Origin of the sequence: Vibrio sp. SG41-7, from assembly GCF_014164465.1 — a bacterium.
Taxonomy (GTDB): Bacteria; Pseudomonadota; Gammaproteobacteria; order Enterobacterales; family Vibrionaceae; genus Vibrio; species Vibrio splendidus.
In genome coordinates, this window is the sequence record NZ_JACJFF010000039.1 from 20,583 (window position 1) to 44,306 (window position 23,724).

Consider the following 23,724-nt stretch of genomic DNA (forward strand, 5'->3'; position numbering starts at 1 on the left):
CAAAAGCACGTCCACTTATCATAATTAGACATTGGTTAATTGAATTGCCCAAACATGTCTACTAAAGTAATTTTAATACAATGACTTAGTCTCGGTGGTTATGAAAAAAGAACGCATTCAATACTCTTTCGACGTGTGGTTATTTATTCCTGATGAAGACAAACTCATCATGAATGATGAAGACGTGATCATCGACAATCGCTTGTCCAAGCTACTCAACTTTTTCTGCCAAAACCCTAAGATCGTATTCTCACGAGATGAGCTGATTAATGAAGTCTGGAATGGCTCAATCTTGACGGATCAGGTGATCACGCAAGCCATTTTTGAACTGCGCAAAATACTCAAAGCGGCTGAACGACATTCAATGGGACACATCATCACCGTGCCCAAACGCGGTTATAAACTCGATGTTGATGTCCACAAAACCATCTTAGTACCTGCAAGTGTCACCACAAATACCGTGTCAGTTGCAGACATGAATCATGCACCTAATGCTTTTGGTTCCTTTCCTTCAACTCAATCAGACGCACCAGATACATCGCCAGTTTTGGATGAGGATAAAAAACAACAAGTTGAACCAAAAGCAGAATCGGTTACTGGTGAGAACCTAATAAGCGATCAAGGCTCAGAGGCCAAAACCGTACTCGAAGAATCTGAAGAGAGTTCAATCGATGCAACCTCAGAAAAACCTGCTTCACAAGAGCCTATTCAGCCTATTGATCCGCAACCTAGCGATTCGAGCTATGTCGATCCAAGCCATACCAATTCGAGTACAGCACAGTCCGTTCAACAGCCACTTGTAAATAAGACGGCTAACGACAAACAAGCGCCTATCGCAGAAAATAAACCTCAGAAAAGAACGTCTCGTGCTGTGATGTTTGGGGGCGCTATAGTTATTGCGCTTGGACTTATTTGGTGGACGTTAAAACCGACCAGCCCTACATCGGACGCCTTCGATTTGAGCAGTTTAAATACCGCCGCTAATGAATCAAACCAACCACTCGCTTACTCAAATCAATCAACGGAACAAAATCGTCTTAATCAAACAGCAGACAGTCAAAACCTAGATGCCCACAAAGCACACGAATCTGTGCACTACTTATCTTTAGAACCTAGATACATTTACGTAAGTATCGATGACAACTTGAAGACGGATGCCTTTAAGCGTGGGATCATCCATAAATTAATGAGCTACTTGACCACCTATCGCGATTTCCGTGTCGTAGTCGATGAAACCTTGGTGCCGAATTCAGCCAACGTGATCAGTTTCAAGAGTGAAATTGATGGCGACAGAGAATACCTTGATATCACCTACTTCAACCGAATTTCTAACTTCAGACACCTAGGTCGAGATTACCTGATTGACCCAGCTTCACTCCACACGACCATGCGTTCAATGCTCGATGATCTATTGGATTCATTTAATTTGGATATTCAAAAATCGATATTGAAGCAGCAAATCTCTGAGTTACCCAAACAAGAAGAGGCCTTAAAGCTCACCCTTGAAGCGCTCGGGCTCACCTTCATGACGTTAGACAGAACCGACACCTTGTCTAAGATCGCTCAAGCCAATGAGCTAGAACCCGACAACCACTTCGTTATGTCGAACCGTTACATGTATGAGCTTGCCGACATTTTTATAATGAGATCGAAGAATAAGAATAAGCAGGTTGAAGCGCTCAATAAGAAATTCAAAAAACAGTTACTCAATGCTCAGAACAATGCTAACTCTTATCGAGTCTATGACGCGTTAGCAGCCTACTTCCTCACTGAAGATAACCCTGACCAAGCCGAATACTATCTAAGCTTGATTCCGAGGAATGAATACAGTGTGATGTCTATGATTATCTTGGCAAAAATTGAAGAATCTCAAGGCAACCCTTCAATGGCGGAAGAGTATTACTATGAAGCGATATTAGAATCTGGCCACCCTGTGGTTTTGAAAGTCGCTCAAACACTGTTTTTCAAAAGTAACATCACCGAGATTGAATCCAAATTAGGTATCAACCAATGATTAACAGCTCTTAACTATTAACTATAGGCTATTAGCCGTTAGCTATTAATATAGCAAACACACCGCTTACTCAGGCGGTGTGTTTTTGGGTTCTCACAGAAATCAGTAATCGTTAATCGTTAATCGTTAATCGCTCAATCGTTGATAAAAAAGCGATAACCGCTATAAGGCATTGGTTAGCAGAATACCGACACCAATTCTTTCACTGTTGTAGTCATAATCAATCAAGCTTTCTCCATAGCCTTTGTAGTACTGGACATACCCTTGTAACCGGCCATACAGAGGAAAGCTGAGTGATGTCTGTATTCCACCATACCCGGTTTGAAAGTTGTAGCGACCCAATGCTGAAACCTCAAAACCATCCCATTTGTAGGCGCCAGACAATTCATAGTGACCGAGATAATCTTGAATATCAGGGTTATCATCGCTACTGCTCGATTCTGGGATTCGATACCAAGGCTGGAAATAAACCGCAAAGTCATCTTCGGTATACCCTAGTCCAACATAAGCGCGGTTCCAGCTACGACTAAGCTCTGCCGTTCGTCCGTTAGATTCATGCTCTAAACCCAAACGCGAAAACCAAACACCATCAGCTGACTCGATGTTCAAAGGCGTTTCGTAAAAGATCTCTGGGCGATAGTTAGTCTCTCTAAATGGTGCCGAGATATCAGAAGAGTACGCCTGCCAAAATGATTTGAGCGTAAAACCAAAATAGATTTTGTCCGCTTGATTAAACACACCATCATCAACCACTGGAATTTTTAAACTTAACTGCAGTTTGATCTCTTCATCGCTGAGGTCATCCGCTTTACCTCCGAATCGCTCATCCCCATAGGGCTGTGTATTCACGTTGGTCATATGAGTCACTGGCAAAATGTAGTTCAAACGATAAGGCGTTATAACAAACGGGTTATCTTCAGTTGTGTACTCCATCTTCAATCGCGGGACTTTAGACTCAAGTGCACTTTCGCTGATTGAGTCTAAACCGACTTCGCTGGTTTCACCCGAGAACTTATTTTCGGGTGTTTTGTTTGATGTAACGGCTTCTTGGGATGCGCATTGCTGCTTTAACCACTCAATACTTTGTTGATTGGTTGCTTTGGCCAATGAAGACAAAATACATTGCTCATAGCTTGCTCGTTCATCAACACCGCCAGTATTGGCATACGCTGAAGCATTCACAGCGAGGCCGATAACCAGTAGAGCAAGCGTGTTTTTGTGTCCAGCTAGCCTTTCACCAACCCCAAGGCGTTTACTAGCGCTGTTCTGTTTACGAGCTCGCATCACTCTACCCTTGGTCTTTATCTTGGTAAGTCACTTCAAACGCAAAGTCGACCGCTTGCTGAGTAATTTGCTCAACGTTTTTATCAAGCATCTCGATGGTGATTTCTGATTTGTCGTTCTCAAGTACGCCATTATCGTTCACGACGAAAATACGGCGACCAATGAGCTGAGATGAATCATGATCTTTCAGATCCACACTCGCCAATATACGAATAGAGCGATCACGAGTACCTGCTGCGTATTTTACAGCGCCGATAACCGAACCTACTGGGATAAACTCAGTCACACGCATGTCTTCAGGAATGTCATTGATATCATATAACTTCACGCTAATATCAAGCTCCTTGTTCTCCAAAACTACGTTCTTGTAGCCCTGTAATTTCTCAGCCAACTTCTCATCCATTTTCTTATGGATCTGTGCTTTAAATTGAGACTGAACCTCCTTTGATACATGCTGATCAACACCCGAGCTTTTCATGCTAACGGTTGTAAATTCAAATTGATTAAAGTGAAGTGACGCGCTGTCTTTCGCTATCCAAGAAACGCCTTTCCTATCATCATCAAACTGGCTATCAATAAAATAATGATTTGAGTCGACGCTCTGGATTTCTTGTTTATCTGGCATGTTGCTTGAACAGCCAGCAGTGAATAAAACGAACAATGGGAATAGGTAATGTAGTTTCATGTGAACCTCTAGTTTTCTAAATTTTGAGTGCACGAATCCCTGAGCGATAAGGCTCATAAAATGGGACTCGTGTTGATTAAACTTTTATGTTTATTGGCCGCGTAAAGTAAGCAGCCAGATAACGGACTAAACTTCTTGCTCTTGCCCGCGGTGATCCGCAGCCAAGTAGGTGTATATCGTTGGTACAACGAACAGAGTGAACAATGTGCCCACCGACATACCAACCGTGATAACCAAACCAATCGAGAAACGGCTTTGAGCACCGGCTCCGCTTGCAATGAGCAGCGGTACGACACCGACAACCATCGCAGCTGTGGTCATCAATACTGGTCTCATTCGAACAGTCGCTGAACGAATAGCGGCCTCGCGTCGGCTACATTTCAATTCCTGTTGCATTTGGTTTGCAAACTCCACAATCAGAATACCGTGCTTACTGATTAAGCCTATCAAGGTCACCAGCCCCACTTCGGTGTATATGTTGAGCGTATCAATGCCCAAATACAGTGGCATTAAGGCACCAAAGATAGACAATGGCACACTGGTTAATACCACTAGTGGGTCTCGCAAACTTTCAAACTGAGCCGCCAGCACCAAGTAAATAATCACAAGAGCAAGGAAGAACGTCGTAACCAGTGAAGAGCCTTCTTGTAGGAACTGTCTCAATTGGCCTGAAGTGTCCGTCGTATAAGACTTAGGCAATATCTTCGCTGCCCCTTCTTCCATCACTTTATAGGCTTCACCGATACTGATTCCTGGCATCATTTTCGCTTCAATCATGGCGCTATTAAGCTGTTGAAACTGATCCACTTTCGATGGCTGTACTGATTGGCTAATTTCAATCAATGACGCCAGCGGTACCATCTCATTGGTGTTAGAGCGTACGTGGTAGTTCTTCAAGTCATCCCAAGAGTTACGGTTCTCGTTAGGTACCTGAGTGATAACTTGGTAGCTGCGCTGATCCATCGAGAAGTAATTCACGAAGCCTTCACTGATAAAGCGAGACAACACGGTACCGATGTCTTGTGCGTTCACGTTCATCTGAGCAGCTTTATCGCGGTCGATGCGAATCTCTACCTGTGGTTTATTAAAATTCAGGTCGTTTTGTACATAGATGAATTTGCCACTCTTCTGTGCGTACTCTTTCAGTTTTTCAGCGTACTGATAAAGATCCTGATAAGAACCCGTTGGCGTTTTCAGAACCATCTGGAATGGCAAGCCTTGCGGTGTGCCTGGCAAGTCAGGTGGAGAGAAGGTGTACACCTGCAAACCCGGTAATACAGAACTCTCTTTTTCGAAACGTTGCATTACTTCTTTTGCTGTTGCTTCGCGCGAATCCCAATCTTTCAAAACACCCAAGCCAAAGAACGCATTGTTGTTCATGTAACCGTTGTCTAGCATGGTCATTTCGACTTCATCGTTCTTGCTGATAGAGTCAATAAGAGCCGGAGTAAAGTGGCGAATGTAATCGGTATTCGCTTGTGCAGGACCTTGCCCCATAACAATCATCACGCCCTGATCTTCTTCAGGTGCTAGCTCAGATGAAGTATTCATAAACATGAACACCAGACTGATCAGTAACGTTCCTACCACTGGCCAAATATAAACACGGTTGTTCAACACATGTTCGAGCACTTTTCGGTAGCGCTCTGTTACGCCTTCAATCACTGCATCGATCTTCTTAACCAATTTTCCGTCGAGAACCGATTTATTAAGCAGTTTTGAACACATCATCGGCGTTAGTGTTAAGGCGATGAAACCCGAAATGAGTACTGAACCCGCCAAAGTGAATGCGAACTCAGTAAACAGCTTGCCGGTGAGTCCTCCCATGAAACCAATCGGCGCATACACTGCGGCCAATGTAATGGTCATCGCGATAACCGAGCCTGCAATTTCACGGGCACTGTCTATTGCGGCCTTAATTGGGCTGGTGCCATCTTCTAAGTGACGAAATGTGTTTTCTACTACAACGATGGCATCATCAACCACCAGCGATATTGCCAATACCATGGCAAGCAGCGTCAACAGGTTAATACTGAAGCCCATGCTCAACATGAAGAACATAGAGCCAATCAATGACAAAGGAATCGTTACAAGTGGTATCAACATCGCTCGCATTGAGCCCAAAAAGGCGAAGATAACGATGACTACGATCAGTGCGGCTTCGATTAAGGTTTTTGCTACTTCATCAATTGAGGTTTCGATAAACTTAGTCGAGTCATAGATCACATCCGCTTTAATACCTTCAGGTAAGCCTGCTTGGATCTGCGGAAGCAATTCGTAAATGCCTTCAACAACGGTCAATGGGTTCGATGTTGCCGTATTACTGATCGCCGTTGATACGGTAGTCACACCATTGAATTCAACGTCTGAGTCATAGTTTGCTGCGCCTAGTTCAACCGTCGCCACATCTTTTAAGTGCACCAGTTGCCCGTCGTGCGCTTTCAAAGCCATGTTCTTGAAATCGTCTACTGAACTTGAATCGGTATGGGCGTTAATATCAACTTCGATATAAGGGTTTTGCAACTTGCCCGCCGCACTCACAATGTTATTTGCACGAAGCGCGTTTTGAACATCTTCAGCCGTCAGACCATATGAAGCCAGCCGTTGTGGGTTCAGCCAGATTCGCATTGCAAAATCTTCTTGCCCCAATATGTCGACCTTTGACACCCCCTCAACAGTAGAGAAAGTCGGCTTAACTACGCGGCTCACATAGTCCGAGACTTGCTCCGTCTTCAATGTGTCACTCGAAAATGAAACATATAAGATCGGAGATTGAGACGTCGATTTAAGAATACTCGGGTCCAATACACCCGACGGCAGCTTATATTTCACTTGCTGCACGAGAGACAAAATCTCGGTCAAAGCACTATCCGACGGATACCCTAGCTTCAAATAAACCGTGATAACCGACTTACCCAGAGCACTATCCGATGTCATGTAATCAATGCCCGCTGTTTGAGCAATTTCTGCCTGCAGTGGCTGCGTCACATACCCTTGAACGCTGGATGCACTGGCACCTGGATAACTCGTTGTAATGGTAATAACGCCTGTTTCAATTTCTGGATATTGACGCACTTGCAGTGAGGTGAAGGCTTTAAGGCCTAACACCAACAGTACAAGGCTTAATACCGTAGCCAAAACTGGACGTTTGATAAATACATCAGTAAATGTCATGGGAGTTTCCTAGTTACTTTGCTTAGTACTTTTGTCAGTAATCAACGGATGTTGGTTATTAACCAGAACCCATCCACTATTCTTGAGTTGGTGTTGGTTTGAAGTCACAACCACATCCCCCTCTTTCAAGCCCGAAACCACGCCAACATAGCCACCTTGTTTAGGGCCGACTTCAACAGTGCGCTGCACAACCTTGTACTCGTAAAATGGTGATGCATCGTTGCTCGAATGTTCGCTGGCCTTTTTAGTCGACGTATCCAACACAAACACGGTGTTTCCGTATAAGGTGTAACTGATCGCAACAGAAGGTACTGCCACGATAGTGTCCGATTCTGATGTGATTAACGTAGCGTCGACATACATACCCGCCTCTAACGGCACGGCTTGGTTAGCCATGGCTCTCAATTCGATATTGTGCGTGTTGCTGTCTGAGCTCGGTTCAATGGCAGAAATCGTGCCGTGAAAGACTTCGTCGTTCGTTGCTTCTGAATAAAACTGTAAATCTTGCCCTACCTTCACATCGTGTAAATAAAGCTCTGGAATAGAGAAATCGACATATTGCTTTGATTTGTCTTCCAGCTCGACAATCGCTGTGCTTGAATTAATAAAGTCACCCACATCGATATTACGAATCCCAACGCTGCCAGAAAATGGCGCTTTCACTTTCATGTAGTCAATTTGCGTAGCAATATATTCCAGCTTTGCACCTTCAGCATTAAATTGAGCTTGTAGCTTATCAACCGAGTTTTTTGAAACACTGTTATTTCTAAGGAGCAATTTATTTCTCATCAATTCGACTCTTACCAATTCAACTTTGGATAGCTGGCTCTTATAGTTGGACTTCAATAACGCATCATCCAATTTAATAAGAACATCACCCTTATTTACTTTCTGACCTGAAGTAAAGAGAATCTCTTTTACTTGGCCTGACATTTGGCTCGTCACATCAATAGATTGATTAGAATGAATGTTACCAATGACTTTTAAACTTTTGTCCCAAGTATCTTGATTTACTTTTTCCGTTGTTACAGATATAGCTGGCAATTTAAAATTAGCGACCTTCTCTTTGATCATTTCACCTTTTACATAATGAAAGCCAAATACAAAAGACAGTAATATAAAAAGAGCCGACCCGACAATAACGCCTTTATACTTACTCATGTGTTCACCTTGTTTTTTAAGTCTGGTCATTCTACCTATCGACACTGCCAATAAATCAAACTCATATAACATCCACCCAATCTTATATAAAATAAAAATCAAACCTTAAAAATCAAATGCTTAAGATAAAAACATCAATCGGCACTCAATTTTTGTTTTATTGCTATTTTATTTGAACATGATTTATCTATTTTCTCGATCGATATAATTCTCATCGTTCCTTAAACAAATAAACGAGTTAACTATGTCGAATCAAATTAATCACACTAAAGTCGCTATTAAAGAAAAGATGAAACGTATATATGGAGAAGATGTTACCCATAAACATAATAAAGACCATTTAGAATATAGAGAACATCAACCCTCTCATTCTGGTCAACATGGTGGCGACCCAGAAGGTCATAAGCATTTAGTCAATCACCATTCTGATGGTCATCATGATAAACATCACAAAGATAAAATGCATGACCATAAAAAACCATCGCGACTGCATCATAAAAAGTAGAAGACTGGATGAAGCCCAGATTATTAAAAATAAAGCATTAGATCAGTTCATCAACCAAATGTTGATTAATGCTTAATCAAACGTTAAACCAAATTAAAAAATGAAATAGCGAGTCAATGATGATGCTATTTCATTCAAGGATTACTATGTCATTTATTATTGAACAACTTAGAGACTATCCGTTTATAGCGCTCTTTTTATCACTCGGTCTCGGTTACTTAATCGGTAAAATTAAAATCGGTAAGTTTGAATTAGGTGGAATCGCAGGTTCACTGCTTGTTGCTGTAGCACTTGGTCAGATCGGCGGTATCGCGATCTCTAACGAAGTAAAAAGCATCTTCTTTGCTTTATTTATTTTTATGGTGGGTTACAACGGCGGTCCGCAGTTTTTCTCGTCATTCCGCCTTTCATCGCTAACACGCTTATTCGCTTCGTTTGTGATGACGTTTGTAGGATTAATCACGGTTGTGTTGCTCTCTAAATGGGCAGGACTAGATAAAGGTTTAGCGGCGGGCCTTGCGGCTGGTGGCTTAACCCAATCGGCAATCATAGGTACTGCAGGTAATGCTATCGATCAGCTGAACCTAGCGCCAGATGTCACCTCAACACTTAAAACAAACGTGGCTGTGGGTTACTCGATCACCTACATCTTCGGCTCTCTTGGTCCGATTCTAATGATGTCACTCATTCCAATGGTAATGGGTTGGAACATAACCAAAGAAGCGAAGAAGCTTGCGGAAAAAATGGGCGCAGGCAGCAAGCAGCTGAACGAGGGTGAATTCTCTGCATTGAATCGCGTATCTTCTCGTGCTTATCAAGTGACCGCGAACTCTATGTTTGTTGGAAAAAGTGTTGTCGAGTTAGAAGAAGCATTCGATGCCGACCTCACTATTGAAGCGATCTACCGCTCACAGAAAGACACAGAATCAACGTTAGATTTGGCGAAGAACCCTATTTTAGCGGCGGATGACAAAGTTTACCTAACTGGTCTGACTCAAGCATTTCCTAAAGTGACCTCGCTGGGTATCGAACTCGGTGAATTTAGTGAAGAAAGCAATGTTGTCCAAACACAACAGAAGGTCGTACTCACGAATAAGAAACTAGCGGGTATTACGCTACGTAAGCTTCACGATGAAACGAATGCACGTATTCGTCGTGGTGTTTATATCACTCAGCTATCACGCATGGGCCATGATATTTCGACTTTGCCAGAAACCGAACTGCACATTGGTGACGAAATCACCTTAGTTGGACAAAAAGAAGACATAGCTAAAGTCATCAAAAAAATTGGCTACAACAGCCCACTGCCTAGTGTTACTGACTTCGTAACAATGTCTTTCGGCATGGTGCTTGGCTATCTGATTGGAGAGATTGGTTTCACTATCGGTGGTTCTCATATCGCTCTAGGTTCAGGTTTAGGTTGTCTGGTTTCCGGCCTACTTGTGGGCTACCTAAGAATGCGTACACCTCGTTTAGGCAGTGTTAACCACGGCGCAGCCAACTTTATGCAGACATTCGGCCTTGCAGTATTTGTTGCGGTTGTTGGTATTAATGCAGGCGCTCCAGCGCTGACGGCAATCAAAGAGAATGGCGTAACGCTTTTACTGCTAGGTGTGTTGGTCACTCTAATTCCTCAAGTACTGACGTTCCTATTCAACTACTACGTACTCAAAATCAAAAACCCAGTAGAAGCGCTAGCGGTTATCGCGGGTAGCCGCAGTGCAAACCCTGCATTCGCATCGCTACTAGAAAAAACACAAAACAGCACACCAGTACCGAGTTTCACGATGACTTATGCGGTTGCCAATATCTTCCTCACCTTATGGGGTCCGATCATCATCAACCTAATTACCAAAATTTCGTAATCAACATCGAATCAGCCAATTGATGATTCAACTTATTAATTAACGATTTAACACAGTAGCTAGCCAAGCAGGCTAGCTGCTCAAAGAAATTAACTTACTTATCTATCCAACAAGCTTGGATCTTAAACAAATTTAAAGAGAAACGACTATGAAACGCACAGATGAAAAACGCCTAGAAACACTAAGCCCATTCGAAGTAAAAAACACACTGATCGACCTTGCTCAGCATTCACATGAAAAAACCATGATCAACGCTGGTCGTGGTAACCCAAACTGGGTCGCGACAGCGCCACGTGAAGCCTTTTTCCAATTAGGTATGTTTGCACTAGAAGAATCAAAATCGAATTTCTCAGGGTATGAAGGCTTTGGTGGAATGGGAGTTCAACAGGATATTAGCCTACGCTTTCTTCAGTTTTGTGAAAAATACGAAGACCAAGAAGGTATACAATTCCTCATTGAAGCCTTCCAGTTTATTACGGATCAATATCAGGTAGACGGTGATGCGCTTATTTATGAATGGGTTGAGGGGATTCTAGGTAACAACTACCCAGTGCCCGATCGTATGCTCAAATATTCGGAACTCATTGCTCGTAAATACATTGAGCAAGAAATGGCGGGGTCGCAGCCATTACCTGCTGGGAAGTTTGACCTATTTGCTGTTGAGGGTGGCACAGCGGCCATGGTTTACATATTCAACACGCTAAAGAGTAACCGACTATTGAACCCTGGTGACACCATCGCGATTGGTGCGCCGATTTTCACCCCGTATATTGAAATGCCAGAGTTAGAAGATTACGCGCTCAACAAAGTAGAAATCATGGCGGATGAAGCGTCTGCGTGGCAAATCCCAGACTCTGAATTAGAAAAACTGAACGATCCAAGTGTTAAAGCTTTCTTCCTCGTTAACCCAAGCAACCCTGCTTCGGTTCGATTAAGCGATGAGACACTCTATAAGATTGCAGAGGTTGCTAACCGCCGCCCTGACCTCATCCTTCTTACTGATGATGTTTATGGCACTTTCGCTGATAACTTCACATCACTAGCGATGCTAGCTCCGAAGAACACGATTCTAGTGTATTCGTACTCTAAGTACTTTGGTGCAACAGGCTGGCGTTTAGGCGTGATTGGCGTACACGAAGACAATAATTTCGACCGCATGATTCGAGATCTTCCAGAAGACACTCGAAGCACGTTATCTCAGCGATACCAAGGCATTGCACTTGAGCCGAGTAAGATTAAGTTCATTGACCGTTTAGTGGCAGACAGCCGTGCAGTAGCACTGAACCATACCGCCGGTCTTTCAACACCTCAGCAGATTCAAATGACAATGTTCTCGCTGCTGTCTTTGATGAAGGATGGCGAAGAGTACAAGCGACTCGCAAAACAAATTGTGCGTCGTCGCTACCACACTCTAATGCAGAAGAACTTAGCCGCGCCAATCGTTGCTGAAGGCGATCAAACCGGTGCGTTCTATTACGTGGAGATTGATCTCAAAGAGATTGCTCAAACGATTCACAGCAACGATTTCTTCACATGGTTAGAAGAAACGTATGAGCCGCTTGATTTCTTGGTACGCCTTGCAGAAGAACATGGCGTGATTGTGATGCCGGGTGCGGGTTTTGATGCGCCAACGTGGTCTCTGCGTGTGTCTCTCGCGAACCTAGAAGAAGCTCAATACGCAAATATCACTAAAGCGATGAACGCGGTAATGCAGAGCTATTTTGAACGTTACGAAGCGGCTTGCTAACACGACCTCAACACTAGAAAGCTCATAGAAAAGCGATAAATTCTGAGTGTAGATTCCCTAAATTAGTGAGCCTACACTCAGTTCTTTTTATCTAAGACGATATATGAGAATAACTATTTGAACTCATAGGTGTAAGACGCACCAACACTGTTATTTTCACCAAAGTCATCCTCAGCAAAAATAGTGAAGAAGTTGAATGATTGAGCGTCACTCAACTTGTAGCTAGCACCGACGCCTGCCCAATACCCTGAATAATCATCAGAGCCCATTGAACCGCCACCGAAGCCCATGATAGACCATTCATCAGTAATCGTTTTTAAGCCAAACGCACCAATGTAGCCACCGTGTGTTGAACTCGGCATCAACACATAGTCAGAACCAACATTATCGTCATCGAAAACAGCTACTTCGCCGTCATTATAGCTGTAACCAGCCATAGGGAAGATTTGCCAACCGAACGGCTCAATATCGAAATAGCTCAGTGGTATAAATGTGCCAATACTGTAGTTGTTCTTAAAAGCATCGTTGTCATATTCAGAACGGCTAAAGTTGAAATTCACGATACCCATCGGCAACAGCCATGAACCGCCTAATCGCCACTCTTCACCGTCCGCATTGACACGAGCATTGATCATTCGCGCTTCATCTAAACCAATAGAGCCTGAGAACTGCAAATCTTCGTTATAAGCAACGCCAGCTTTTGTCACGATTTTAGTCGGATCATCAGGGTGCTTCTCTTCAGCAAAAGCACCCGTCGAACCAAGCATTGCCGCAGCAACAAGTAATAGATTACGTAATGTCATTAGAAGGTCGCACTAACGCCAACGAAGTGGATACGGCCATCGAACGAACCATCAACCATTAGACGATCCATTTCAACCGAACCCAAGTCAGCGTATTCGTAGAACACATCGATCAAGATATCATCCCAATACGTTGAAGCACCTACTGAGTAGCGATACTGTTCGCCAACAGGGAGGTCAACCCATTGCATTGACGGATCATCTTGTGGCGAGGTCTCGTAAGAGAAGCCCGCTTTTAAACGCCAGTCTGAGTTAAGTTGGTAATCAGCACCAACCGCAAATTTCCAAACATCATCCCAATCGCGCTCTAAAGTCTGGCTAATCGGCAGATTGCCGTTTTGGTTTGTACCTAGATCTAAAACCGTACTATCCCATTGGCTCCAACGGTGAAACTGGATGCTTGCCAATAAATCTAATTGAGAATTCAATGCATAGCTTGCACTGACATCAACTAGTTCAGGAACATCAAGACCAGTGCTTAATGAACGCTGTCCACCAGTAAACACATTTACGTCATTGTTAAATTCATGTTCGAGCTTAGAGCGATAGCTTGCCCCTAGCTTTAGTTTATCTGTTGGCGTGTACATTACGCCAAGGTTATAACCATAAGCCCAGTCTGTATCTTGCTTAGCTGTAAAAAGAGAAGATGACTGTTGTAATGCAGCCCAACTCAATTGAATACCCGCGCCAACAGACCATTGTTCGTTAATTTGGTAGCTCAAGGCAGGATTCACTTGCATTGCAGTGAGCGTGATATCTTCTAGAAGGGCGGCGCCTGCCCATTCACTGCCGTAATCGAGGCTAGAACCACCAACAGCGCCAAGCGCAATACCAAGGTGTAATTTGTCTGTGACTTGATGCGCGTGGAAGGCACCAAATGAGGGAAGAACTGAGTGCCCTTTTCCATCATCGCTAGAATCTTGGTTATCTTGATATTTCATCTCAAGATCGAACGCCATGGTATTGATCGTGGTTTTGCTTTCACCCATGTGAGACATGGTTGCTGGGTTAGTCCACATCGCCGCGGCAGAGCGAGTGTAAACACCGTCACCAGCGCCGGTAGTACCAGCATTGGCGACGACAGCTTCTTGTAAAAACAAACCACTTGCGAAAGCATTTAAGCTTGTAAAAATTGCGGTGGCAGCTAGCGAGTAAATAAAAGTTTTGTTCATCAGATTGCTCATTTAGCCTTAGACATTAAATTGCTCTAAGGTTACCGCAAAGCCCCATAAACAAATGGAATATCCGTTATTCCTGTACAAACGCTATTTGAACTTTCTCGCGACGTATGGACGTGGCTTGTCTCGATGAATTTCACGTTGAGCAGCGATTGCTCTATTCTTGCCTAACCCTACCTTTATCTGATACCAGGTCTCGTAAAACACGGCCATGCCAGGGCTTGACCACCAAGTCTTGTTGTAGAGTTTCTTATTAGCAGCGACGACATCTGGCGACCGATTCGCACACTCAAGTGCCAACGCATAAGCTTCAGCGTAAGGGTCTTCGGCAATCTTGGTTACCAGGCCATAGTCTTTCGCTGTTTCACAGTCGATCTCTTTACCGGTCATCGCCATTTCTAAGGTGTGATCTTTACGCATTAACTCTCGAAATGCGATGGCGCCTCCCATGTCAGGAATCAAACCCCATTTGGCTTCCAATATCGAGAAAGTCGCGTCTGGACTGGCCATCCTAAAATCACCACCACTGGCTAATTGAAGGCCGCCTCCCCAACAACGACCATGAATCGCAAAAATGACAGGACATGGGATCTCTCGCCAACCAAGCGAAAAGTGCTGCGCAGCATTAGGTAATGTCGGTAACCATTTGAACAAAAGCTTCATCGCCCCAACTTTACTGTTCAATAACGATTTAACATCTAAACCAGAACAAAAATCTGAACCACTGCCTTTAACAATAACAGCTCGAATATCTCTGTTCTTCTTGAGCTCACTTATCATGTCATTAACGGCTTCAAACATTGCCATATCAATAGCATTGAGCTTATCGGGTCGATTCAACACAACCGTCGCAATTTGGTTTTCATCGATAGAACAAGTAATACGATCGAGGTTTGGCATGGTGGCTACCTTATAAGTGGTCAGACCTTTAGGTTATACATTTTATTAACATATGCCAAACTTGCACATTAAGAAGCGAGACATGTGTTGCTTAACACCGCCCCCTTACACAAACGACATCAATAAAAAAGCAGTGATGGATCGCTCCATTCACTGCTTTTCATTCGTATCTTTTTCGCCAATAGCTTTGATTACCAGTAGTTTTGAATACCAATAGCTTTGATAGTCAAGGACTCTCAGTTTTGGGAGAAGCTATGTTCTTCGAGATTTCAATAACAAGAATATGAAGTAACTGCCACCAATAATTGAAACTAAGGTGCCTGCTGCAAGCTGCGCTGGGAATACCACCACTTGCCCTAACCAGTCTGCGAATAGCATGAGTGCAGCACCAATTAAAAACGACAAGATGATCTGCTCTCGAACCAAACGAGCCCCCACCATTGCAGCGATATGCGGAGCTAACAAGCCAACAAAAGCGACTGGCCCCATGGTGGTTGTCACGACCGAACATAAGATCGCAACAATACACAACAATGCCACGTAGGCGATATTGATATTCAGCCCTCTGGCACTCGCGAACTGTCGGCCAGTCGCAATTAAGGTCACCCAACGGCTCAGTAACAGAGCAACACCAATACAAGCCGTTATCACGACAGCCATTATAGTGGCAGACTCAGGCTCCACACGGTAGGTAGACCCTGCTAACCAAGCCAATAATGTGTATTTCCCTTCACCCACTCGCGTTAGAGAGAATTGCACCAAAGCTTCCAATACCGCGGTCAGCGAAATACCAGTGAGGATCAAAATCGATGGCGCGAACTGATGCTTCTTGCCAAGGAACAATAACAAACAGAGTGCAATCGCACTGCCCAGAAACGCAACCCACGGGCTTAGCGAGTGAATCGAATAGCCCATGAATAAGCTACTGAAAATCAACGCCAGAACCGCACCCGCCGACACACCAAGAATATCTGGGCTTGCGAGCGGGTTGTAGACCAATCTTTGTAAAATCACACCCGCCACCGCTAAGCCGCCACCAGCGAATATCGCGGTTAACATTCTAGGCCAACGAATAGACCATTCAAATGCGTCTGGAATCACAAAGTAGCCCATATCAGAAGAAGGCTGAGACAATGAACTCAACGCCAGCAACCCGAAAATCATCGTGCCCAATAAGAAGTAAGCCAAAGATGAAATAGACTTTGGTCCTTTAGGCATTGAGAAAAACAGCTGATCTTGAGCAGACATTTGCTTGCGAGCAATAATGATCAAAGCTGGAGCACCAATCACTGCGGTTGCCGTCCCTGTTGGAATCATATCCAAAGACCATTGCGCCAAGAAGATCGCCAAGCTGTCAGTGACACACAGCAGTAACGCACCTAATACACAGCTTGCGATGAGTTCAGATTTCGCCTTTAGAAAACCGAGATGCCTAGCAATGTTCGGAGCAATCAAGCCGATAAAGCTGATCACGCCCACTGAGGTAATCGACACAGACACCAACCAAACGCCAACCGCCATCAATACAAAGAATGTCGTTCCGATGTTAAGGCCACGCGCTGCTGCCCCTTCTGTGCCGATGGAAAGCAGAGTCAGAACTCGTGGCGCCAACAAGAATATGGCAAAAATCGGCAACAGCTTAGGCATCAACCACAGCACTTGTTCCCAGCCATTTTGCCCTAGGTCGCCCGCTCCCCATACAAACAGATTCTGTGCGTACTGGTCGTTAAGCAGAATAATCGCCGTTGCAAATGCCCCTAGCAATAAGTTGACCGCCATACCCGCCAATACAATTGGCAAGCCGCTCATATTTTTGATGCCGACAATTGAAACAATCAGCCCCATCGCAAACAGCGCACCGACTAGTGCAAACCAAACTGAATACTGAGCGACCAACATCGGCGCGACCACATTCAGAATAACCAAACCAAGCCATGCACCCGATGATGTACCGAGTGTCAGTGGAGACATCATGCGATTCTGCGTCAGTTGTTGAAACAAGCTGCCGATGGTGCCAAGTGTGCCGCCAACCAAGATTGCCATCACCAAGCGAGGTAAATTGACATAGGCTAACGCCATCAGCTCGAATGAATCATCGACCATTGAGTTGAATGTAGCGATGTCACTGATCTGTGAGACTTGCTGAAGCAACGCACCAATAGGGCCAAATTCCGACTGCCCTAACCATAAATGAACAAGGGCAGCACAAAGCAACGCAGCCCCCATCATAAAACCACTGGATTTCATTACTGCTCCGCTAACGTCAGCAGCGATTGCGCCATGGCTTCTGCGTTATACAAAATCGACATGGCACCGCCGTAACTCCAACTTGCTGCGACTGGGCTAAATTGACCATTGCGAACGAAAGGCATGCTCTTCCAAACCGGAGAACGATCTAACTTGTCTTGATACGGGAAAGGTTCAAAGTAAAGTGCAATACCGTTCTTCACGTTCTTGAGCTCGGTCATGCGTTTTTGACTGATGCCCCACTGACTTGCAGGAAGATCCATCGCATTATCAAAGCCAAGCTGCTCAAGTGCATATTGTGGAATCGAGTTATCGCCATAAATGAACACCGATGTAGTGCTCGCAAAACGGAAAGAGGTCACTTTCGGTTTGTCGCCCGGATACGCTTTATCTAACTCAGCTTTTAGAACAGCGATACGCTCATCCATTGCGGCCAGCTTTTGGTTCGCTTGTTCTTCTTTACCAAGCAACTGGCCGATCTTCTTGAAATTCTCAATAGCAGCCGCTGCATTGCTGTGCTGTTCGCTGTACGTTTGGTAGTAAAGCACGGGCGCAATTTCAGAGAGGCGACCTTGGAGATCTTTCTGCGGTGAAGCGATAAGAATCACATCAGGGTTTAGCTTCTTCAAAGCAGAGAAATTAGGCTCAGTTCGAGTGCCAATGTCCGCCACGCCTTCTGGAATCGCAGGTTGAACAACCCAATCGGTATAGCCAGCGATATCAGGCACTGCCACTGGTGTTACACCGAGTTCAATCACTTGTTCAGCAATGTCCCAGTTCAGCGCAGCCACTCTAACAGGCTGAGCTTCAAGGGTTTTAACACCCTCACTGTCTTCAACTTGAAAGTTGGCCATCGCTTGAGCTGATAACAACAAGCTCAATGAGACAATGAACGAACTCACTTTAGGAAAACGAGAAGTAAAATAGTTGGCTTTCATATAATCACTGTCACTTTTTAAGTGTTTATTTAACGACAAAAGCAGCCTACACAGGCTGCTTAGATTTATGTATTCAAATGAATTAGAACTCGTAGTTCACGCTGAGTTCTACTGACTGCTCTGCACCGAACCAACAGTTCGATTGGTCGTAGCAGGTGTAGTACTCTTCATTAAACAGGTTGTTAACCAGCAAGTTAGCCGTTGCACCTGACAGAGTTTCACTTGCTTCCCCTAGGTCATAACCTACGGATAAATCGACAACCGTATATGATGGTACTTTTCCTTGAGTATTCGTTGCATCCATCTCCATTTCACCCATGTAACGAGCACCTGCACTGAAGCGAGTTCCTGATAAAGCACCACCATAGACATAGTAATTGCTCCATAGATTAGCGGCATGTGTCGGTACATAGATTGGTGTAGTGCCTTCTAGATCTGGGTTCGCATCTTCAGTCACTTCCATGTCGACATACGTATAGCTCGCATTAACATCCCAATCTTCCGTTACAAACCATCTGCCTTCGACTTCGACACCTTGAGAACGCACTTCGCCTAACTGAATCTTAGAGCGATACGTTGGATCCGATGGATCGGCAGCAATTGAATCTTTCTTAGTAATGTAAAAGTATGATGCTGTAAGTTGCTGTGCCATATCAGCAGACAGGTATTTCACACCGAATTCGACTTGCTCACCCAGCTGAGGTTTCAACGAGTTACCGTTAATATCAGTACCAGCAGCTGGTTCAAAACTCGTCGCGTAACTTACAAATGGAGAGATGCCATTATCTAACTCATACAAAGCACCTACGCGGTAAGAGAACTGATTGTGATCCGCTTTTTCTGTGCCATCGCTTGTTGGGTAAGTGCTCGTTTTATCGTCACTCGCTTTGAACATGTCGTAACGTCCACCAGCAAGTAAAACCAGCGCGTCGTAGCGAACTTGATCTTGGAAATACAAGCCCAGTTGCTCGGTCGTGATGTCGTGGGATTCACGGTAATTCTCTTGAAGCTGACTTTTATCCAAAAGGTCGTTATTTGGATTGTATGCGTTGAAATCACCGAAACTACTGTTTGCATCAAACTCTTTGTACAAAGAGTCACCTGTTAGCTTTAGGTAGTCGACACCGAATAGTAAATTGTGCTCTAAGCCACTAATTTCGACGCGGCCTGAAACTTGGTTATCGATAACAAAGCTTTGAGAGTCTTCATCCGTGCTATACACATTTCGAATTAAGCTACCAGTTGCGGCGTTAAAATTCGTACCGCGATGGTAGGTGTTTTCTTGATATAGCGACGCATCGGAATAACGAGCGTTCTGAAGGAAAGTCCAGTTGTCATTGATTTGGTGGTTAATTTTGTAACCTAACATCAAGACTTCACGTTCAAAAGTACTCCAGTTCTTGTCGCCCATGGACACAGATGGATCACTTGCCTTCAATACTTCGAGCGGCATTGCAGAGTTAGTACCCATTGACGGATCATTCTGATAGTAAAGATTGAAGTTAATAAGTGTTCTATCAGATACCTGCCAATCTAGCGATGGAGCAATCACATAACGCTCTTCTTCAGCGTTATCAACTTGGCTGTCTTGTTTACGAGCGAGTGCAACTAAACGATATGAAAAGTCACTGTCACCTAACTGACCTGAAGTATCAATTGACGCTTCCATCAAGTTTCTTGAGCCTGTAGATACACCCACTTTTGTCGACCCGTCTTCTTGCGGTGCCTTCGCGATCATGTTGACCATACCACCCGGCGGCATCGATCCATACAACACAGACGTAGGGCCTTTAAACACTTCAACTTGCTGAATCGCAATAGGGTCGATCTGAGGTTGCAGGTTCCATCCAGTCAGGAACGGCAGAATCAAACCATCGTAGTAACTCTGATTGTTACTAAACCCACGAATCGAGAACGTATCGTACATGGTTACTGATGCGCCCTTTTGCTCAGTCACAACACCCGGCGCGTATCTAAGCGCTTGGTTAAGAGACTTTACACCTCGTTGCTCTAACTGTTCTTCATCAATGACTGTAATACCTTGAGGTGTTTCTTCTGGCTCAAGTGCCGATTTAGTTGCTGTATTACGATAGGCTTTACCCATAATAGTGACAGTTTCTACATTCGAATCTGCCGCAGTAACGGTTTCTTCCGCCAATGCTTGCGCTGAGAACGCAGTCAGCAACGCTACTGCCAATGATGAATACTTAAAACGAGTGTGAGTGGTCATAATTCCCTCGGTACCAATGCTTAATATAAATAATAATAAATCTCATTTGCATTGTATGTATCTAGAGGTGGGATAATTAACAATTTGGTGCAAATTCAAAAAGAACTTGACCTATTTTTAGTAGAAAACGGTCAATTGGTGATTAAAAAGACAATTGACCCTATTGATAGGAAGGCTTTGCTAGAAGGGAATGACGAGGATATGACTACGATTTAATAATAGGGATCCAGTACTCCATTTCTGCATTAGCGGCATGAGCTTGATAGCCAAATGGGTACACTTCAAGCTCATAACCATCAAGACCACGATAGCCGGAACTTGGCATCCAATTCAGCACAAACCAACTCAAGGTATGTCGCAGGTTCTCGATAGGCCCGCAGTGCTTCACCACCGCATAGGTTTGCTTGGGGATGGTCAGCACTTCTAACTTTTCAGAAATTAAACTCGGTAGTTGCGGGATTGAAATTCCTTCCTGAAGTTCTACCCCTGCCCAATAGTGAATATTAGTCCCGTCAAAGCAAGACTGAGTCAGGTCAACCACGCCAATGAACTGGAGCACGTTGTCGTCAGGGATCTCAACTTCACCTTCTAAACGTGACCATAGCTGAGGGACTTTCTGAGCGAAGTCTTGCGTGAGTGAAAACAAACCACTGATTTCAGATGTCATGCCTTTCACTAGGAAAGACTCTCTTTCATCAATGCGCACTTCCACAAAGCTTAACGCCCCTTTTTCAGAAGTACTCGCTGTTTCAGATACTTGTATCGGCTTTCTTAGTCCGACTCTTTTGCCTGCTTTTCTATACTGACTTGGGCTAGACCCAAACATCTGCTTAAACGAGCGGCTAAAGCTTATTTCTGAATTGAACCCGAGCCCAAGAGCAATATCTATCACGCGCTCTTTTCCATCAAGCAGGTGTTCTGCAGCTTGGCTTAACTTTAGCTCTCTCACATAGTTAGCCACAGTAAGCCCTGTTTCGGCTTGAAACACTCTTTGAAGCTGCCAACGAGACCAACAGCTTTGTGTCGCAATATCTTCTAACGATAGCGAGGAGCTAAGGTTCGAATGGATATAGGTCAAAACGCGACTGATACGACCAAATGCAGGTGTGTTCATATTTAAGCTTTCATATTCTCTATAGTTAGCAGCGACATATTCGATTCACCAATACTTTTATCATTTAAAGCGGCTTTTATCACTCAAAAAAAGAAGCACTCATGTGTGTTCTATAAAATGACCAAAAGACAGAGGCACCGAGTAGATGCTCCATTTTGTATGGTTATCCTCGATTATGTCCGTTATGATAACGCTACTGATTCTCATTTAATGGTTTATGATGCTTTCCCAGCTGCACAATATTATCACTCGTCGGAGAGCCCCGTCTCTACATCAGAAAATCTTCGCTCACTCAAAACAAGTGACACCTTATTTAAGTGGAAGCTTTGGTACTCTGCATAGCAAGAGCATTGCAATAACGAATGATGATAGCCATAAAGAAATCAAACGAGTTTACGATGGCCTTGCACAAAGCCACCCTGAAGCAGGCAAAGCCTATTGGTTAACCCGAACGTGGGATCTGGTTTGCTGGCAACCAATCTACGTGACCTTTATATCTATCTACGGCCTTCACTCACTGCCTGATATTAAGAACATCGGCCAGTTTAGGTACAAAGAATTTGTCACAGGCTACCGTTTCTTTAACGGTGATCATCAACACGGTTCACCAGAAGAACTGATTCCACAAGCAGGCGAAGCTATTCTTGCACTCACAGAGTTTTATCGTAGCCAGATTAGTGAGTGGACACGTATTCGTCCGGGGTTTACCAATCATCTACTTGCTGATCTGTTACTAGGCAGCTTGATAAAACTACAGCAGCACGAGCCGAGCCTAACCAACGATTATATCACTGAACAAGCTAAGCTTTGGTTAGAAGCATGCCAGTTAGCTGAAAATCATTTAGACAGCCTTAAAATAGACGCTGATTCGGGGATGCTAAAACTGATCAGAATCAGCTGCTGCTTAGTTTATAAGTGCGACTCTAGAAAGTATTGCGACGATTGCCCAAGACACCCCGACAACAAAAAAACAGCTCAATAACACCCTCTATTTTTAAAAGCCAATAAAGCTCGTTTAATTTCACTGAAGCGCTTTATTGGTCTAGGCACAGGACTGACATGTTTCAGCTTTCAAACATCAAAATTGTTCGTGATGAACGAACGATTCTCTCAATCGAAGACCTCACGATTCCGACCAACGAACTGACCGTCGTTCTTGGCCATAATGGTTCAGGTAAATCTACACTCGTTAATTTACTCTCAGGGCAGATGTCACCGGATCATGGCAGCGTGGAACTAGACGGCGCTTCCCTCTCTTCATTCAAAAGCAAAGACTTAGCCAAGCAGATTGCGTATTTACCGCAAAAGCTCCCAGCCTCTGCTGGCTTAACAGTCGAAGAGCTGGTTCGTTTAGGACGCTTCCCATGGAGAGGCGTACTAGGTCGTTGGAATTCAGAAGACAAATCGATTATCCAACAAGCGATGGAAAGAACCGGTGTCACTGAATTCTCACAAGCTTTGGCGGATGATCTATCAGGAGGAGAACGTCAACGAGCATGGGTCTCTATGTTATTAGCTCAGCAGTCACCGGTATTGATCCTTGATGAACCGACCTCTGCATTGGATGTTCATCATCAATTTCAGCTAATGGGCTTACTGTCTGAACTCAACAAAAAAGAAGATGTTGGGGTGATCGTTATTTTGCACGATTTGAACCTAGCGCTTCGTTACGCGACGCACATTGTCGCCCTGAAAAAAGGTCAGATTGCGTTTGAAGGCAGCGCGGATAAGTTACTCGATGAAGAGGCTTTGTCAGCACTGTATGAGTCCCCTATCCGACTGATCGACCATCCAGTTCCAGCCAATACTGCAGCAAGTGAGAAGGTTGCAGTCGTCTGTGAATAGTTCGGGCATTTTAGTTTAAATCTAAGCGTTAGGC

Annotated in this window: 17 protein-coding genes; 6 read left to right on the top strand and 11 right to left on the bottom strand. The window is 44.2% G+C overall.

Annotated features, from left to right (window positions below):
* Window positions 1–100: 100 nt before the first annotated feature.
* A complete protein-coding gene (locus H5300_RS12370; protein ID WP_182796072.1) occupies window positions 101–2,014 on the top strand; it encodes a winged helix-turn-helix domain-containing protein in 1,914 nt (637 codons plus the stop codon).
* A 162-nt stretch (window positions 2,015–2,176) separates the two neighbouring features.
* On the opposite strand, the gene H5300_RS12375 is transcribed toward H5300_RS12370, so the two are convergent.
* The 4 genes from H5300_RS12375 to H5300_RS12390 all read right to left on the bottom strand — a co-directional run bounded on the left by H5300_RS12375 (window position 2,177) and on the right by H5300_RS12390 (window position 8,390).
* Window positions 2,177–3,298: a phospholipase A gene (locus tag H5300_RS12375; protein ID WP_108166413.1), complete on the bottom strand. Its 1,122-nt coding sequence runs from the start codon at window positions 3,296–3,298 to the stop codon at window positions 2,177–2,179.
* 4 nt (window positions 3,299–3,302) lie between these two features.
* Window positions 3,303–3,983, bottom strand: a complete 681-nt coding sequence (locus tag H5300_RS12380; RefSeq protein WP_017081484.1) for a DUF3313 family protein — start codon at window positions 3,981–3,983, stop codon at window positions 3,303–3,305.
* Window positions 3,984–4,109: 126 nt separating this feature from the next.
* The gene (locus H5300_RS12385) at window positions 4,110–7,157 is read right to left on the bottom strand and encodes an efflux RND transporter permease subunit (RefSeq protein ID WP_004731516.1); all 3,048 of its coding nucleotides are present in this window, start codon (window positions 7,155–7,157) and stop codon (window positions 4,110–4,112) included.
* Window positions 7,158–7,166: 9 nt separating this feature from the next.
* Window positions 7,167–8,390, bottom strand: a complete 1,224-nt coding sequence (locus H5300_RS12390) for an efflux RND transporter periplasmic adaptor subunit (RefSeq protein WP_182796073.1) — start codon at window positions 8,388–8,390, stop codon at window positions 7,167–7,169.
* 172 nt (window positions 8,391–8,562) lie between these two features.
* Between H5300_RS12390 and H5300_RS12395 the strand changes: the two genes are divergently transcribed.
* The 3 genes from H5300_RS12395 (at window position 8,563) to H5300_RS12405 (ending at window position 12,435) form a co-directional block, all read left to right on the top strand.
* Window positions 8,563–8,823 carry a hypothetical protein gene (locus tag H5300_RS12395; RefSeq protein WP_182796074.1) on the top strand — a complete coding sequence of 87 codons (261 nt, stop codon included), beginning with the start codon at window positions 8,563–8,565 and terminating at the stop codon, window positions 8,821–8,823.
* 146 nt (window positions 8,824–8,969) lie between these two features.
* Window positions 8,970–10,688, top strand: coding sequence for an aspartate-alanine antiporter (gene aspT / locus H5300_RS12400; RefSeq protein ID WP_004731520.1), 1,719 nt, complete (start codon window positions 8,970–8,972; stop codon window positions 10,686–10,688).
* Window positions 10,689–10,836: 148 nt separating this feature from the next.
* On the top strand, window positions 10,837–12,435 hold the full coding sequence (locus H5300_RS12405; RefSeq protein ID WP_182796075.1) for a bifunctional aspartate transaminase/aspartate 4-decarboxylase: 1,599 nt from the start codon (window positions 10,837–10,839) through the stop codon (window positions 12,433–12,435).
* A gap of 113 nt (window positions 12,436–12,548) precedes the next feature.
* Here the strand turns inward: H5300_RS12405 and H5300_RS12410 are convergent, their stop codons facing one another.
* From H5300_RS12410 to H5300_RS12440, 7 genes are all read right to left on the bottom strand, one after another.
* Entirely contained in the window at window positions 12,549–13,238 is a 690-nt protein-coding gene (locus H5300_RS12410) for a hypothetical protein (RefSeq protein ID WP_182796076.1), read from the bottom strand.
* A complete protein-coding gene (locus H5300_RS12415) occupies window positions 13,238–14,410 on the bottom strand; it encodes an OmpP1/FadL family transporter (RefSeq protein WP_182796077.1) in 1,173 nt (390 codons plus the stop codon). Before H5300_RS12415 ends, H5300_RS12410 begins: the two co-directional genes overlap by 1 nt.
* A gap of 93 nt (window positions 14,411–14,503) precedes the next feature.
* On the bottom strand, window positions 14,504–15,316 hold the full coding sequence (locus H5300_RS12420) for a crotonase/enoyl-CoA hydratase family protein (protein WP_182796078.1): 813 nt from the start codon (window positions 15,314–15,316) through the stop codon (window positions 14,504–14,506).
* Window positions 15,317–15,568: 252 nt separating this feature from the next.
* Window positions 15,569–17,563, bottom strand: coding sequence for a Fe(3+)-hydroxamate ABC transporter permease FhuB (fhuB, locus tag H5300_RS12425; protein ID WP_182796079.1), 1,995 nt, complete (start codon window positions 17,561–17,563; stop codon window positions 15,569–15,571).
* Window positions 17,563–18,501, bottom strand: coding sequence for an iron-siderophore ABC transporter substrate-binding protein (locus H5300_RS12430; RefSeq protein ID WP_182796080.1), 939 nt, complete (start codon window positions 18,499–18,501; stop codon window positions 17,563–17,565). The genes fhuB and H5300_RS12430 overlap by 1 nt, the downstream gene beginning before the upstream one ends.
* An 82-nt stretch (window positions 18,502–18,583) precedes the next feature.
* Window positions 18,584–20,731, bottom strand: coding sequence for a TonB-dependent siderophore receptor (locus H5300_RS12435; RefSeq protein ID WP_182796081.1), 2,148 nt, complete (start codon window positions 20,729–20,731; stop codon window positions 18,584–18,586).
* A gap of 205 nt (window positions 20,732–20,936) precedes the next feature.
* Window positions 20,937–21,845 (bottom strand): AraC family transcriptional regulator, encoded by a 909-nt coding sequence (locus tag H5300_RS12440; protein WP_182796082.1) that lies wholly within the window; start codon window positions 21,843–21,845, stop codon window positions 20,937–20,939.
* Window positions 21,846–22,065: 220 nt separating this feature from the next.
* Between H5300_RS12440 and H5300_RS12445 the strand changes: the two genes are divergently transcribed.
* On the top strand, window positions 22,066–22,827 hold the full coding sequence (locus H5300_RS12445; RefSeq protein ID WP_182796083.1) for a siderophore ferric iron reductase: 762 nt from the start codon (window positions 22,066–22,068) through the stop codon (window positions 22,825–22,827).
* 77 nt (window positions 22,828–22,904) lie between these two features.
* Window positions 22,905–23,690 (top strand): ABC transporter ATP-binding protein, encoded by a 786-nt coding sequence (locus H5300_RS12450; protein WP_182796084.1) that lies wholly within the window; start codon window positions 22,905–22,907, stop codon window positions 23,688–23,690.
* Window positions 23,691–23,724 lie beyond the last annotated feature (34 nt).